This window comes from Streptomyces solicamelliae, from assembly GCF_045348655.1.
Taxonomy (GTDB): Bacteria; Actinomycetota; Actinomycetes; order Streptomycetales; family Streptomycetaceae; genus Streptomyces; species Streptomyces solicamelliae.
The window spans coordinates 3,767,238-3,781,025 of sequence record NZ_CP160404.1; the positions used below are offsets into that span (position 1 = coordinate 3,767,238).

Annotated in this window: 15 protein-coding genes and 1 pseudogene; 1 reads left to right on the forward strand and 15 read right to left on the reverse strand. The window is 71.9% G+C overall.

Features of this window, described 5'->3' with window-relative positions; translation table 11 throughout:
* Positions 1–43: 43 nt before the first annotated feature.
* From ABZO31_RS17515 to ABZO31_RS17525, 3 genes are read right to left on the reverse strand one after another with little or no spacing between them, the layout of a single operon-like run.
* The gene (locus tag ABZO31_RS17515; protein ID WP_406862167.1) at positions 44–703 is read right to left on the reverse strand and encodes a response regulator; all 660 of its coding nucleotides are present in this window, start codon (positions 701–703) and stop codon (positions 44–46) included.
* A complete protein-coding gene (locus ABZO31_RS17520) occupies positions 700–1,806 on the reverse strand; it encodes a sensor histidine kinase (RefSeq protein ID WP_406862168.1) in 1,107 nt (368 codons plus the stop codon). Before ABZO31_RS17520 ends, ABZO31_RS17515 begins: the two co-directional genes overlap by 4 nt.
* On the reverse strand, positions 1,803–2,447 hold the full coding sequence (locus tag ABZO31_RS17525; protein WP_406862169.1) for a DUF998 domain-containing protein: 645 nt from the start codon (positions 2,445–2,447) through the stop codon (positions 1,803–1,805). The genes ABZO31_RS17520 and ABZO31_RS17525 overlap by 4 nt, the downstream gene beginning before the upstream one ends.
* 242 nt (positions 2,448–2,689) lie before the next feature.
* Between ABZO31_RS17525 and ABZO31_RS17530 the strand changes: the two genes are divergently transcribed.
* Positions 2,690–3,094: a hypothetical protein gene (locus ABZO31_RS17530; RefSeq protein ID WP_406862170.1), complete on the forward strand. Its 405-nt coding sequence runs from the start codon at positions 2,690–2,692 to the stop codon at positions 3,092–3,094.
* A gap of 26 nt (positions 3,095–3,120) precedes the next feature.
* Here the strand turns inward: ABZO31_RS17530 and ABZO31_RS17535 are convergent, their stop codons facing one another.
* From ABZO31_RS17535 to ABZO31_RS17590, 12 genes and pseudogenes are all read right to left on the reverse strand, one after another.
* The gene (locus tag ABZO31_RS17535; protein ID WP_406862171.1) at positions 3,121–4,365 is read right to left on the reverse strand and encodes a PQQ-binding-like beta-propeller repeat protein; all 1,245 of its coding nucleotides are present in this window, start codon (positions 4,363–4,365) and stop codon (positions 3,121–3,123) included.
* A gap of 291 nt (positions 4,366–4,656) precedes the next feature.
* Positions 4,657–5,283, reverse strand: a pseudogene (locus tag ABZO31_RS17540) (histidine phosphatase family protein); the annotation flags it as partial.
* A 14-nt stretch (positions 5,284–5,297) separates the two neighbouring features.
* On the reverse strand, positions 5,298–5,783 hold the full coding sequence (locus ABZO31_RS17545) for an SRPBCC family protein (RefSeq protein ID WP_406862172.1): 486 nt from the start codon (positions 5,781–5,783) through the stop codon (positions 5,298–5,300).
* Positions 5,784–5,795: 12 nt separating this feature from the next.
* A complete protein-coding gene (locus ABZO31_RS17550) occupies positions 5,796–7,601 on the reverse strand; it encodes a carbamoyltransferase (RefSeq protein ID WP_406862173.1) in 1,806 nt (601 codons plus the stop codon).
* A 22-nt stretch (positions 7,602–7,623) separates the two neighbouring features.
* The gene (locus tag ABZO31_RS17555; protein ID WP_406862174.1) at positions 7,624–8,676 is read right to left on the reverse strand and encodes an NAD(P)/FAD-dependent oxidoreductase; all 1,053 of its coding nucleotides are present in this window, start codon (positions 8,674–8,676) and stop codon (positions 7,624–7,626) included.
* Complete coding sequence (locus ABZO31_RS17560; RefSeq protein ID WP_406862175.1) at positions 8,673–9,632, reverse strand: hypothetical protein; 960 nt, start codon at positions 9,630–9,632, stop codon at positions 8,673–8,675. The genes ABZO31_RS17555 and ABZO31_RS17560 overlap by 4 nt, the downstream gene beginning before the upstream one ends.
* Positions 9,633–9,767: 135 nt before the next feature.
* A complete protein-coding gene (locus ABZO31_RS17565) occupies positions 9,768–10,622 on the reverse strand; it encodes an alpha/beta fold hydrolase (RefSeq protein ID WP_406862176.1) in 855 nt (284 codons plus the stop codon).
* A gap of 56 nt (positions 10,623–10,678) precedes the next feature.
* Complete coding sequence (locus tag ABZO31_RS17570) at positions 10,679–11,344, reverse strand: DUF4097 family beta strand repeat-containing protein (protein ID WP_406862177.1); 666 nt, start codon at positions 11,342–11,344, stop codon at positions 10,679–10,681.
* Positions 11,345–11,571: 227 nt separating this feature from the next.
* Complete coding sequence (locus tag ABZO31_RS17575; protein ID WP_406862178.1) at positions 11,572–11,763, reverse strand: hypothetical protein; 192 nt, start codon at positions 11,761–11,763, stop codon at positions 11,572–11,574.
* Positions 11,764–11,981: 218 nt separating this feature from the next.
* The gene (locus tag ABZO31_RS17580) at positions 11,982–12,443 is read right to left on the reverse strand and encodes a universal stress protein (RefSeq protein ID WP_406862179.1); all 462 of its coding nucleotides are present in this window, start codon (positions 12,441–12,443) and stop codon (positions 11,982–11,984) included.
* Between the two features lie 100 nt (positions 12,444–12,543).
* On the reverse strand, positions 12,544–13,299 hold the full coding sequence (locus ABZO31_RS17585) for a hypothetical protein (protein ID WP_406862180.1): 756 nt from the start codon (positions 13,297–13,299) through the stop codon (positions 12,544–12,546).
* A 16-nt stretch (positions 13,300–13,315) separates the two neighbouring features.
* Positions 13,316–13,726: a VOC family protein gene (locus ABZO31_RS17590; protein WP_406862181.1), complete on the reverse strand. Its 411-nt coding sequence runs from the start codon at positions 13,724–13,726 to the stop codon at positions 13,316–13,318.
* Positions 13,727–13,788: the final 62 nt, after the last annotated feature.

Consider the following 13,788-nt stretch of genomic DNA (forward strand, 5'->3'; position numbering starts at 1 on the left):
CCGCGCCGAGCAGAGAGCCGGTGTGTGTCTCCTGTGCGACTCCTCACGGACGGTCAGCGCGCGACGCTCTGACGAGGCCGTGTTCGTAGGCCGTGATGACGAGTTGTACCCGGTCGCGCAGGCCCAGCTTGGTGATGGCTCGGGAGATGTGGGTCTTCACCGTCAGCGGGCTGATCACCAGGGCGGCGGCGATCTCGTCGTTGGACAGCCCCTCCGCCACCAGCCTGACCACCTCGTTCTCACGGGCCGTCAGTGCGTGCAGGGCGGCGGTGGGGCGGGGGCGGTGCGCGAAGCGTGCGATGACGCGGCGGGTGACGCCCGGGGACAGCAGGGAGTCGCCCGCCGCCACGACCTCGACCGCTCGACGCAGTTCGGCCGGTTCGACCTCCTTGGTGAGGAACCCGCTCGCGCCTGCCTGCAGCGCCTCGAAGACGTGCTCGTCGGTGTCGAAGGTGGTCAGGATGATCACCCTGGTCGCCGGCTGCTCGGCCAGAATGCGGCCGGTGGCCTCGATGCCGTCCATGCCCGGCATCCGGATGTCCATCAGCACGACGTCCGGGCGCAGCAGCGCGGCCTTCCGCACCGCTTCCTCGCCCGAGGCGGCCTCGCCGACGACGGCCAGGGTCTTGGCGCGACCGAGCAGGCTGCGGAACCCCGCCCGTACGAGCGCCTGGTCGTCGGCGAGCAGCACGCTGATGGTCATGGCACCAAGCCTGTCACGTGGTCCGCCAGAGGGAGGACGGCCCGGACGGCGAAGCCCTGGCCGGCGTCGACGCGCAGTGTTCCCCCGAGGGCGGTGACGCGCTCGCGCATCCCGGTCAGGCCGTGCCCCTCCGTGAAGCCCGCCGCCGAGCGCCCGTCGTCGGCGACCGTCACCTTCAAGGCGCGCGGCCGGGCCTGTATCCGGATGGTGAGGCACCCGGCGTCGGAGTGCCGCAGGGTGTTGACGACGGCCTCCTGGACGACGCGGTAGGCGGTGAGCGCCTGGGCCGCCGGTACGGCACCGGGGTCGCCCTCCGCGTCGTAGCGCACGTCCAGCCCGGCCGCCTCGGCCTGCGCGACCAGGTCGGGGACGGACTCCAGGCCGTGTTGCGGAACGTCGCGGAGCTCACCCACGAACGCCTTCAGGTCGGTCATGGCCTGTCTGCGTACGGCGATCGCGGTGTGCAGGGCGGCGCGTGCCTCGTCGGGGGAGTCGTCCAGCGCCTCGACGGCGACGTTCAGGTGGACGCCGACGACGGCCAGGGTGTGGGCGACCACATCGTGCACCTCCCGGGAGATGGTCAGGCGTTGCTCGACCAGCCGGGTCTGTTCCAGTTGCACCAGACGTGCCCGGTGCTCCGCCCGCCAACGGCCGTACTGACGCCAGGAACTCGCCGCGGCCGACACCAGGGCCAGCCAGAGCAGTTCGACGCCGCCCGGGGCGAGGGCCTCGGAGGCGTCGATTCCCTGGAGGACCAGGCCGCATGCCAGAGAGAGGGTGCCCACGGCGGCGGCCCAGCCCGGGCGGCTGAGCGCGGCGGTGAACAGGGCGACGGACAGCGGCCAGACCCCGCCGCCCTCGAACAGGCCGGCACTCTGGTAGCCGACGAGCGCGGTGGCGGACAGGACGAGGACGAGCACGGGGCGGCGCCTGCGGACCAGCAGCAGTCCGCCGAGGATCACCCCCAGGCCGAACGTGCCGTGCCACGACGGCGGCGCGCCCATGACGGCGGGACCCGCACCGACTCCCACGGCGGTCACCAGCGCCAGGGCCGCGTCCCCCAGCCGCGTCCGCCACCTGTCGTTCTGCGAACGCGGGCTCATTCGGCGATGCCTGACGTCATGCGGGCCATCGTGCCGGACGTCGAAGAACGGGGCTTCGGCAAGGTGGCGGCCAGCGCCAGCCAGGCCAGATCCAGGGCTATGACGATGCGTTCGGCCAGACCCAGGGGGGCCGTGTGGGAGAGGGCCGCCCTGTCCACCATCGCCACGGCGAACAGCACGAACGCCACCGACGACGCCCACGCGAGGACGGTCAGCCCACGCGCCTTCGAGGCCCGCGCCGGCTCGCGCCGCCACAACAGGGTCAGCCGGACGATCGCGATCGCCAGCGCCACGAATCCCACCGCGGCCGCGACTCCGTGCACGCCGTCGGAGAGCGAGGGGCGGCTCCAACGGCCGGGCGGGTCGGCCGGAAAGACGGCGGCGACCAGTACGCATCCCGCCCAGACGTGCAGCAGCCACCCACCCCATCCACTGCCGAGGGTCCGGACGATCCGGACGGCCACGGCCGCCGACCCGAGCGCGAACGCCAGCAGACCGATGGTCACGAGCCAGCCGTGCGGCAGGTTGACGTACCTGCTGACCGTCTCGGCCAACGGGTCGTACCCCCTGTTGACCGCATCGGACATCGCGAAGGCGAGGACGGCGACGGCGAAGCCGGCCAGAGAGATTGTCTTGGTCATGGAGCCGGACAGTAGTTCCGGCGCCGGCCCGGGAGCGTCGTCCCCGACGCGTCATTCCCAGCTGCGCCGGCGGAGTACACGGCTACTTCGATCGATGTACGCGAGGACCAGGACGGCACGAGTTGGTCGTGTGACCTGCGTCACAAGCTGTCACAACGGCGGGCCGCGCGGTGTCCTGAGGACGAGCGCCCCGAGCAACCGCTGACCCCGACACCGAACTCGGCCCAGAAGGAGCACGCAGCATGACCGGACAGACGATCGCCGCGCCGCGCGGCGGGACCTTGCTCAAGACCGCGACAGTCCTGCAGACCCTCGCCCTCTTCTTCCAGGCGTCCACCGCCGGCCTGCTCCTGACGTCCTCGCGTGCCTACACGCTGCACGACTACGGCTCGAAGGTGATGTACGGGGCGGCCATGCTGTACGTCCTCGCGACGATCCTGGCCTGGCGCCCCGGCGGCGGATCACCGCGTCCCATCCTGTACTCCACCGGCTTCCTCCTCCTCGCCTCCGCCCAGGTCGCACTCGGCATCGCCCACATCGCCTCGCTGCACGTCCCCCTGGGCGTGGTGATGTTCGCCCTCAGCACCCTCGCCCTCGTCCGCGCACTGTCCCCGCGCTCGTCGCTGCGCCCGGCCGTCGGTTCGTAGCCGGGCAGCAGCGCCCCGAGTGCGGGTCAGGCGGGCAGCGCGTGCAGTTTCTTGCCGTGGAGCGCGAAGACGTGCTTGCCGTCCGTGGCGACCAGCCAGGCGTGGTAGTCGCCGGACTTGTCGTTGAACGTCCAGCGGACGGCGCCGGTCTTCGCGTCGATGGCGATCACGCCGCCCTGCTTGTCGAGGTCCGTGGCCGCGTACAGGACGCCGCCGGCCTTCACGTATTGGCGGGGCACCGTGAGGTTCGCGTCGGCGAGGGCCTCGGACTTCCAGATCTCCTTGCCGGTACGGGGGTCGAGGGCGCGCATCGTGCGGCCGCTGTCGGCGATGTAGAGCACGTCCTCCAGGACGGCCGGCGCCTTGAAGGAGACGTAGGTCTCGGTGGTCTGCACCGACCACTTCGCCGAGCCGTCGGCCAGGTCGAAAGCCTGCAGCTTCGGGCCCTGCGGGACGATCACCAGGCCCTTGTGCACGGCGAAGAAGCCGTAGTTGGTCTTGGTGGTCTTGTGCGTCCACACCTGCTTGCCGGTGGCGGTGTCGCGCACCGTGAGGTTCTTCTTGAAGTCGGTGTAGACGAGGTGGCGGCCCTCGGCATGGGCGTGGATGCCGTACCCCTCGGTGCCGAAGTCGCGCTGCTCCTTCCACGAGAGCTTGCCCGTACGGCTGTTCAGCGCGGCGATCACATTGGTCTTGGACGAGCCGTCGGCCTCCAGGATCTCGGCGATGACGTACACATGCCGGTCGTCCACCGCGATCGGCTTCGGCTGCCGGTACGCCTTGCCCAGGTGGCTGCGCCAGGTCTCCTTGCCGGAAGCCGGGTCGTAGCCGGCGACGGTGCCGTCGTACTTGGCGCTGGCCAGGTACAGCGTGCCGTTGCCGAGCAGCATCGGTGCTCCGGGGACCGCGCCGTCCGCCAGCGACCACTGCTGCTTGCCGGACGAGGCGTCCAGCGCGGCCAGGGGGTCGCCGCTGGCGATCACCACGCCGTTGGTGGCCACGAGTTCGTCGTTGTCGCCGTAGGTCTGCGCGGACGTCGTCTTCGTCCACAGCGGTTCGGGCGCCCGGCCGTCCTTCGCGGCGCCGCCTCCGGCGGGCTTGTTCCCGCCGGATCCTCCGGTACCCCCGGAGCCGCCGAGGTCGGAGCCGTCCTCGCGGCAGCCGGTCGCGCCCACTGCCAGCACGGCCAGCGTGAGACCGCCGCCGGCCAGCCGCAGTGCCCGCCGCCGGGAGAACCTGTCACCCGGCACGCCGTCTCGTCGCGTGGTCATGTCGCCGTACCCCCGTGGAGTCATCGGATCAGGAAGGTGTGCGGGGCGACGCCGTACCGATCAGACGTGCGACCCTGCGGGCAGGAACGCTATCCGTCGCCGCACGCCGCGGGGGATGCCGGTTTCCAACCGGGACGGCTTCGTGAACCAATCGGGACACCGTACGGAACACGGCACGGGCAGCGTGATCCGCGGTCCGTAGCCTTCCCATCGTGGTGATGAGTGGGGGAGCCTCTCTACCGGCGCCTTCCGGACGCCCTGGCCTTCGCCCCGGACGCACAGAAGCAACGCCTACCGGCGGACGGTTCCGTCCAGGTGATGGCTGTCGTTGAGGGACCGCACCGTGGCGGTGCCGTCGCCGTCGTACGTCACCGTCGACAGGGAGGCCGCGGCGACGTCCATCCGGAACAGCGTGTGCGGTGGGGCCTGGAGGGCCAGGCGGATGAGGGTTCTGAGCGGTCCGACGTGGGAGACGACGAGGACCGTGGCGCCGGCGTACCGGGCGAGGAGGCCGTCCCGTACGGCGGCGGTCCGGCGGGTGACCTGCTGCATGGTCTCGCCGCCGCCCGAGGGGGCGCTCTCGGGCGAGGCGAACCAGGCGTCCAGGTCGTCCGGGTGGCGTGCGCGGACCTCGGCGAAGGTCAGGCCCTCCCAGACGCCGAAGTCGGCCTCCCGCAGGTCCTGTTCGACCTGGACGCTCAGGCCGAGGCGCGCGGCCGCGGCGCCGGCGGTCTCCCGGCAGCGCCGCATCGGTGACGTGACGATCGCCTCGATGCCGCCGCGGCCGGCGAGGGCGTCCGCCGCCGCCCGGGCCTGGCGGCGGCCGGCCGGGGAGAGTCCCGGGTCGGTACCGCCGCTGCCGGAGAGCCGCCGCTCGGGGGTGAGCAGGGTTTCGCCGTGCCGCAGCAGCACGAGCGTCGTCACGTCACGGCTCACTGCGCGGTCTTCGCGAAGTGGTCGCGCACGGCGTCGGTCTGCTTCTCCATGACGTCGATGATGGCCGCGACCACGTCCAGGTCGGCGTCCTCGGCGATGTCGAGGGTCCGCGACCAGTCGAAGAAGCTGCGGGCCGGGTCGTTGGTGACGGGGAGGACGCGGATGGTGGCCTCGTACCTGGCGACTCCGCTGGTGGGGGCGACGGCCCGGTAGGACTGGGTCCTGTTGATCTCGTCCCGGGCGGCGATCTCCTGCTGCACGAGGCGGCCGTTGAGGGTGAGCTTGAAGTCGTAGCGGGCCGGGACCGTGTCGACCGAGCCGCCCTCGACCCAGCTGACGTCCCGGTGGATGTCCAGGTCGCCCGGGGACACGATGTCCAGGATCTGCATGGCGTCGCGGACGGTCGCCCACACGGTGTCCGGGTCGGCGTCGAGGACGGTGGAGTGGTACATGGTGTGCTTGCGCTGGATCTGGGTCGGCATGGCGTGCTCCATCTACTTGGACTCGGTCTTGGCGACGAGGTGGTTGCCGAGGATCAGGTAGTCGATCTCGGTGCCCAGGAAGCAGTTCAGGGCGTCGGTCGGGGTGCAGACGATGGGTTCGCCGGCGACGTTGAACGAGGTGTTGATCAGGCAGGGCGTGCCGGTGAGTTCGGTGAACCTCCGCAGCAGGGCCGTGAGCCGCGGGGTCCCCTCGTCCGTCAGGGTCTGGATCCGGGACGTGCCGTCCACGTGCACGGCGCCGGGGATGCGGTCCAGGTACGCGTCGCGGACCGGGAAGACGAACGTCATGTACGGGGAGCTGGTCTTGCGCCCCATGTCGAAGATCTCCGGCGCCCGCTCCTCGAGGACGAGGGGAGCGAACGGGCGGAACGGCTCGCGGTGCTTGACCCGGGTGTTGATGATGTCCTTGATGTCGTCGAAGCCGGGGTTGGCGAGGATGCTCCGGTGCCCCAGCGCGCGCGGCCCGTGCTCGACGCGGCCCTCGAACCAGCCGATGACGACCTTCTCCGTCAGCAGCCGCGCCACCTGCTCGACGACCTCGTCGTCGTCCAGGCGCGAGACGGTGACCCGGCCGTCGAAGCCCGCCAGGGCCTCCTCGATCGCGGCGTCGTCGTAGGCCGGGCCCAGGTACGGGGTGACGGGTTCGACGGCGGCGGCGAGGATGTCCGCCGGACCGGTGCCGGGGTCGTCGAGCCAGGCGTGGGCCGCGGCGCCGATGGTGATGCCGGTGTCGGAGGCGCCGAAGCTGACCTGGAGGTCCGCGAAGCGGGAGCCCTCGAACATCGGGGTGTTGTTCAGGCAGTTCAGGGCGACGCCGCCCTCGAACAGCAGCCGGTCGAGATCCGTCCGCTTCTCCAGGTGGCGCACCTGGTGCGCGGTGGCGACGTTCAGCATCTCCTGCGCGGCGGCGGCGACCCGGGCCCGGTACGCGAGGGTGTCCTCGAAGGGGCCGAAGTACTCCTCGAACAGGGCGTCGTGGCTGTGCGGATCGTCGGTCCGCAGCGGCTCGGCGAAGGTGTACCGGCCGTCGTCGTGGAGCCTCAGCAGGCGGTCGGTGAACGGGTTCGGGACCGGCGGGGCCGTGTACCCGGCCAGGCCCATCACCTTGTACTCGTCGTTGTTGGGGACGAAGCCGAGGAAGCGGGTGATGGCGGAGAACATCGTGCCCATGGAGTGCTGGGCGCCGGTGACGGTGTCGTCGAAGACGGTGATCCGGCCGTCGCGGATCTCGCCCGCCAGGGTGGAGAAACGTTCGGCGCGGCCGTCGCTGACGAGGAACGCGGCGTCCTTCATGCCGGCGAGGTAGTAGCCGGTCGTGGCGTGCGCCAGGTGGTGGGGGACGAAGCGGACCTTGGCCGGGTCGGGGCGGTGTCCGGTGCGGGCCTCGAAGTCCGCGAGCATCGCCTCGTGGCTGACGACCTGGTCGAACAGGTCGGTCATGCTGCCCATGAGCTCGGCCTTCGCGTCCTCGGCGAGCGGCGAGGCGCGGATGCCGTCCAGGATCTCGTCCAGGATCCGGGGGGACCAGTTCCAGGGGAAGGCGAACAGGTCGACGTCGTCGAACGTGATCCCGGCCTCCTCCAGGCACCAGTCGATCGCGCGCGAGGGGAAGTCGGTGGTCTTCTTCTCCCGGTTGAGGCGTTCCTCCTCCACCGCGGCGACCAGGCGGCCGTCGATCAGGAGCGCGGCGGCGGCGTCGTGGCCCAGGAGATAGTGCTTGTTGATGCCGGTCGCGCCGAGGCGTGCGGAGAAGAACTCCGAGACCCGGCTGAAGCCGTTGCATCCGAGAACAATCACGGCAGTCTTTCCTGTCGGTGGGCTACGTGGCGATCAGCAGGTCGCGGAGCTGCTCCCCGGCCGCGGGCGCCTGGCACAGGCCCGCGCCGGTGAATCCGGCCGCGTACACGAAGCGGCGGGTGGCGTGCGCGCCGATGAAGGCGGTGTTGCCGGGACTGGCGTCGAAGTCGCCGCTCCACGCGCGGTGCAGGCCGGTGCCGTCCAGGGCGGGGAACAGGGTGCCCAGATGGCCGGCGACGCGGCCGAGCCAGGCGTCGCGCGTCTCACCGGCCCCCGGCGCGCCCATGGCGAGCAGGACGCGGTCCTTCCACGAGCGGATCCGCAGGCCGGACGCGGCGTGCATGGTCATGGGCAGCTCGCCCTGCGGGGACGGCGGGACGTCGGTGAACAGCATCTCGATCGCCTGCGGTGCCAGCGGCAGGTCGACCGAGGCCAGAGCCGCCACCTCGCCGGACCAGGGCCCGGCCGTGCACACGATGCTGTCCGCCGTGATCGTGCCCCGCGGGGTGTGGACGGTGTTGTCGTCGTCGATGCGGGTGACGGGTGTGTGCGTGTACAGGCGGGCCCCGTGGTTGCGGGCGCCGGCGGCGTAGCCGCGGACGATGTCGAGGCCGTCCACGTGGTACGCCTCGGGGGACCAGGCGGCGGCCAGGACGGCGCGCTCGTCGATCAGCGGGTTGAGCGCGACCGCCTCGCGGGGGCTGATCAGGCGGACGTCGACGCCGGCGGCCTGCTGGGCCGGCCGGTCGGCCTCGAAGCCGGCGATCTGCTCCTCGTCGGTGAACAGCGCCATGAACCCGAGCCGTTTCAGGCCGAGCGGCGCTCCGGTGCGGCGGGCGAAGTCGTGGTACGCGTGCAGGCTGCGCACGGCCCTGTGCCCGGTGGCGGGGGCGCCGGGGAAGTACGTGCGGACCATGCCCGCCGTGTGCGCGGACGCCCCGCCGCCGAGGGTTCCGCGTTCCAGCAGCACGGTGTCCACGCCGGCCTCGGCGAGGTGGTGGGCGGCGGACGTGCCGATCACTCCCCCGCCGATGACGACGGCGTCGGCGCGGGCGGGCAGGGCGCTCACGGTCACACGCCCGCCTCGGCGCCCTGCTGGCGCAGGTGGTCGCCGGTGTCCCACGGGTAGAACTGGAGGTTCCAGCCGCCGAGGCAGTTGATGTAGAGCGCCATCTGGCTGGTGACGGCGTAGAAGTCGTCACGGTCGAGGCGGTCGAGGACGTCGAGGAAGCGCCGGGTGAACGCCCAGAGCCTCTCCAGGCCGCAGTAGCCCAGGAACTCGGCGGGGACGCCGACCAGGAGGCGGGTCATGTGGACGAGGGAGTCCATGGGCATGCCCTGGACGGCGGCGCGGACGAGTCCGCCGTAGGCGGCGTAACCCAGCGGCCGGGTCTCGCCGTTGACGAACAGCAGGGTGGGCAGGACGGTGCCGAAGTTGCCCGCCCGGGACGGGATGACGCCCTGGTGGAGGTCGTCCAGCTCGGCCGGGGGCGTGAGCCAGATCCTCTCGGTCTCGGCGGCGATGTCGGCGATCAGGCGGCCGGCGTCCGCGTCGGTGGCGCGGAGCACCGGGATGCGATGGCCGCCCGGCTCGCCCGCGCGCCGGACCTCGGCGAGGATCTGCTTCTTCGTGGAGTAGACGGCGTCCCAGATCGCCGCCCCGGCCTCCAGCAGGCCGGGCATGTCCGTCTCGCGGATCCGGCCGACGGGGGTGGCGGGCATCGGTTCGGTCAGGGTGCCGTACTTGATCCCCAGGTGCTGCAGCCCGGAGCAGAACACGGTGCCGTCGGGGGCCTCGCGCCGGTCGGGGATGCGGGTGGTGTGGGGCGTGTGCAGCAGGGTGGGGATCGGTGCGACGTGGTAGAGGTGTTCGCCCGCGATGAGGGCGTGTCCCTGCAGGCTCCGGTACGGCAGGGACTCCCACAGGGCGTCGGCGAGGGCCGGGTTGCGGTCGTCGAGGTCGGCGGTGACCGTGATGCCGAGGTCGGGCCAGGAGATCTCGATCTGACGGCCGGGCAGCTTCTCTGACAAGGCTTTTCCAGTTCGTCGATGCGGCACTTGCCCATGGAGTACACCTCCAACGTCCGTGTGCAGGGCAGGCGTTGAAACCATGAACCCTTGATCGTCTCGTGATCCGCAGTTCGTGCGTTTCCGGGGAACCGCAGATCAGAGCGCGACTCCGGAGGGAGCCCTTCCGGGTCGGATCGCCTTGTGGGTGCGGACGGAGGGGAGTTCGCGTATCGCGGAGGCGACGGCGCGGAAGTCGTTGCGGAGGATCTTGGAGTGGTTGCTCGGGACCTTCGCGCTGACCTCGATGTGCGGGTTGCGGGCGAGTACCGGGTCGAGGTTGCCGCGGATCTTCTCCATCAGCTCCGGGTCGCCGCCCAGGTTGCCGCCCGTGGCGAGGACGTACCGCACCGGTGCGGCCACGCTCTCGAGGACCGGGACGAGGCTGCCGGGCGCGCACAGCTCGTTGGCCTCGATGTTGATCTCGGCGTGCTGCTCGGCGCTCATCCGCGCCGCCAGGCCGAGCCGGCGGGCCACCGGGAACAGCGGGCTCAGCCGGCGGAACAGCTTGCGGATCTGCGCCCGGGCGGCGTCGTCGAGCCACTCGTGCGGGAGCGCGCCGTCCACGGACACCACGCCCAGGGCGCGGTCCGGGTTCCGGGCCGCCCAGTGGAGGGCGAGCGCCGCGCCGTAGGACCAGCCGACCAGGATCGGCCGCTCCACGCCCCGCGCCGCCAGGACGGCGTCGACGTCACGGAGGCAGGCCTCGAACGAGTAGTCCGCCGAGCGCTCCGACTTGCCGCGGGCGCGCTCGTCGTAGGTGATGTGCCGGTAGCCGTCGCCGAGTTCGGCGATGACGCGACGCCAGTGCTTCTGGTCGGCGTAGGAGCCGTTGAGGTAGATCACGGGGCGGCCGGGGCCGCCCGTGTCGGTCACGGCCAGGGCGGTGTCGTCGACGGCGACGGTGCCGGTCCAGGGGGCGGGGGACGGGGACGGGGACGGGGTGCTGGTCATGCGTCGGGCTCCTTGGAGTGGGGGTGTCGTGGCCGTGGCCGGCGGTGCGGTCGAGGTCAGAGGGTGCGGGCCGTGATGTCGCCGTAGGACGTGGTGGCGCGGATGGTGAGGCCGGCGTCGCCGCTGTTGGCGAGCGCGTTGTGGACGCGGCCGTAGCTCGTGCCGGCGTCGAGGGTGGCGGAGACGCCGCGAGCGGCGGAGACGGTGATGTCGCCCTGCTGGGTGGCGAGGGTGAGGTCGCCGCGCACGGCCTCCGCGATGGTGATGCCGCCGCTCTGGGTGCTGATCTCGGCCGGGCCGGTGAGGCGGCCGATCGTGACGTCGGCGTCCAGGGCGGTGAGGCGGGCGCTCGCGGCCTCGTCGAGCTGGACCGAGCGGTGGCCGCCGTCGAGGGTCACGTCGCCGAGTCGTCCGACGCCGCGGTACTCCGCGGCCGCGGCCTTCGCGTCGACGCGGGAGCCGGCGGGGAGCTGGACGGTGACCTCGATCGAGCCGGAGGCGCCGAGCAGGCGGCTCTTCGCCTCGGGGATCTCGATCCGGACGACCCCGTCCACGAAGGTGACCTCGGTCTGCTCGGCGGCCTTCACGTCCTTGCCCTTGCCGGGGTTCTCGGGGCGGACCTCGACGGTGGTGTCGGCGCGGTCGGCCGCGATGAGGCGGACGTGGCCGGCGGGGATGTCGAGGACGACCGAGACCGGGGAGGGGGTGGCGAACTGCTGCATGGTGGGCTCCTTGGCTTTTCCGTTGCCGTGGTGTTTCTGACAATGGAAAAGCTACGTTGCGTTCATGGATTGGGCAACATGCTTATTGCGTCGAATCCTTGAAATCGCAGGTCAGTTGCCCAAATTCATTGCAACGGTGGTGCAGGTTAAAGCAATGACTCGTCGTCATCTCGTTGCAATGAGAAGTCGATGAACGCTATGGCGGCGTGGCGGCGCCGCCACGCCGCCTAGGAGCGGCCCGGGTCCGTCTCCGGCCGGGTGCACGGCCAGGGGTTACGTTTCCGCTGGGCCACGACGTGCGCTCCCGCGTCCCGGCGCGAGGTCCGCGCGCCGCCGTGCGCGTGCGGGAGCACGGGGGAGTCGAGCCAGTAGGCGCCGAGGAGATGGGCGGTGGGCGTGGGGTCGGTACGTCTGTCCATGATCGAGACAACGACGGCGCCACCCTGCTGAAACGGTGCTTCACCGTGGCGCAGGGTGGCGGAGTGGGGGAGTGAGGGTTGGGGGCCGCGGGGGGACGGGGGGCGCAGCCACGCTCCCCCGGCCACCGAAGCCCCGCGGACCGACGGCACCGCTCATCTGGTCGAGGCGGCACGGGAGTTGGGGCCAGCCGGATGACCGTCGAGAGGCCGGCGGCCCGTCACTTCCTCTTGTCCGTCTCCTCCGCCCTCACGATCACGACCGGGCAGGGGGCGTGGAGGGCGCACTGCTGGCTGACGGAGCCGAGGAGGAGGCTGGCGAAGCCGCCCCGGCCGCGGTTGCCGACGACGAGCAGTTCCGCGCCGGAGGCCGCCTCGGTCAGGACCTCGGCCGGGTTGCCGCGGACCACGTGCTGCTCCAGGGGGACGTCGTCCGTCCCGGTCCCGGTCAGTGCGGTGCCGAGCTCCTCGGACAGGGAACGGGACGCCATCTCCGCGTCGAAGGTCGCGTCCGCCACCGGGGCGGACCAGCCGCCCGCGCCGGGCAGGTCGTACGCGGCCACCGCGTCCACCTTGCCCCCGATGAGGCGGGCGTGCCGCGCCGCCCAGCGCAGGGCCTCGTACGAGGCCGGGGAGCCGTCCACTCCGACGACGACGCGCGGGAGGTTCTCGCTGGTGTTCATGGGCGCAGTCCTTCCCTCCACGAGCGGGGCGCCGGTGGAGCCTCCACCTCAGCTTCCCCCCGCGCACCCGCCGCCGCGACTCACCCGCCGCCCTCCGGGTTCAGCCGAGCCAGGCGCCGTCCCGCATCAGCGTGCGGCCCCGCAGTTCGTTCGCCTCGCGCCAGGCCTGGACGCGCTGCGGCACGATGCGGAAGTACCGGTACGTCTCCTCCTGGGCGCCCGGGTCGAAGCCGGTCTTCGCCGCGAACCGCGTACCCGTGCCCTCCGGCAGCTCCGCCAGGTCCACCGGTTCGGCGGTGCCGTCGGCCATCACCACGTCCCGCGTCAGCCCCAGGCCCAGCCGCACCCGGCCGTCGGCCAGCAGGTTGCGGGCCGTGACCGAGCCGCCCGGGGTGGCGATCAGGAACGCCTCGCCGTCCCAGAGGAAGGAGAGGGGGATCAGGTGCGTCCCCGCTCCCCGCCCGGCGCCCGACGTCGAGACCCACACGTCCACGTCCTGCTCCAGGCGCGCACGGGTGTCCTTGAGCCGGGTGGCCAGGTCGCGGGGCGGTGCCGCCGCGCCGGTCGTCGCTGCTGCCGTCCCGGTCATCCTGCTGATCCCCCTGTCGTCGTGGTCACGCGTTCCCCGTTCCGCCTCGCGCCGCGCCCGCACGTACGCGTCCGGCGTCATCCCGTACGCCTCGCGGAAACCGCTGCTCAGCAGGGCCGGCGTCATGCCCGCGGCCCTCGCCAGGGCCTCGACGTCCGGCGGATGGGTGTGCTCCCGGTCGAGCCGGTCGCGGACGCGGCGCAGCCGCGCGTACTCCGTCAGGCGCTGCGCCTCGATGCGGGCGCGCGCCCAGGCCGGTCGGCACATGCGGGCCCCCTCCGGCTCAGCGCAGTTCCTGGATACGGACGAGGTTGCCCGCCGGGTCCCGGAAGGCGCAGTCGCGGACGCCGTACGGCTGCTCGGTCGGCTCCTGGACGACCTCCGCGTCGCGGGCCTGCACCTTGTCGAAGACGCCGTCGAGGTCCGGGGTGGCCAGGAGGATCCAGCCGTACGTGCCCTTGGCCATCATCTCGGCGATCGTGCGGCGCTCGTCCTCGGTGATGCCGGGGTCGGCCGCCGGCGGGGCCAGCAGGATCGACGTGCCGTCCCGGCCCGCCGGGCCGACGGTGATCCAGCGCATCTTGCCCTGGCCCACGTCGCTGCGGACCTCGAAGCCGAGCACGTCCCGGTAGAACGCGAGCGACGCGTCCGGGTCGTCGTGCGGGAGGACCGTGGTGTGAATGGTGATGTCCATGCACGTCACGTTAATTGGGGCGGCTCGTTCGCGCTTCTTCGATCCTGATCGGTTCAAATGGA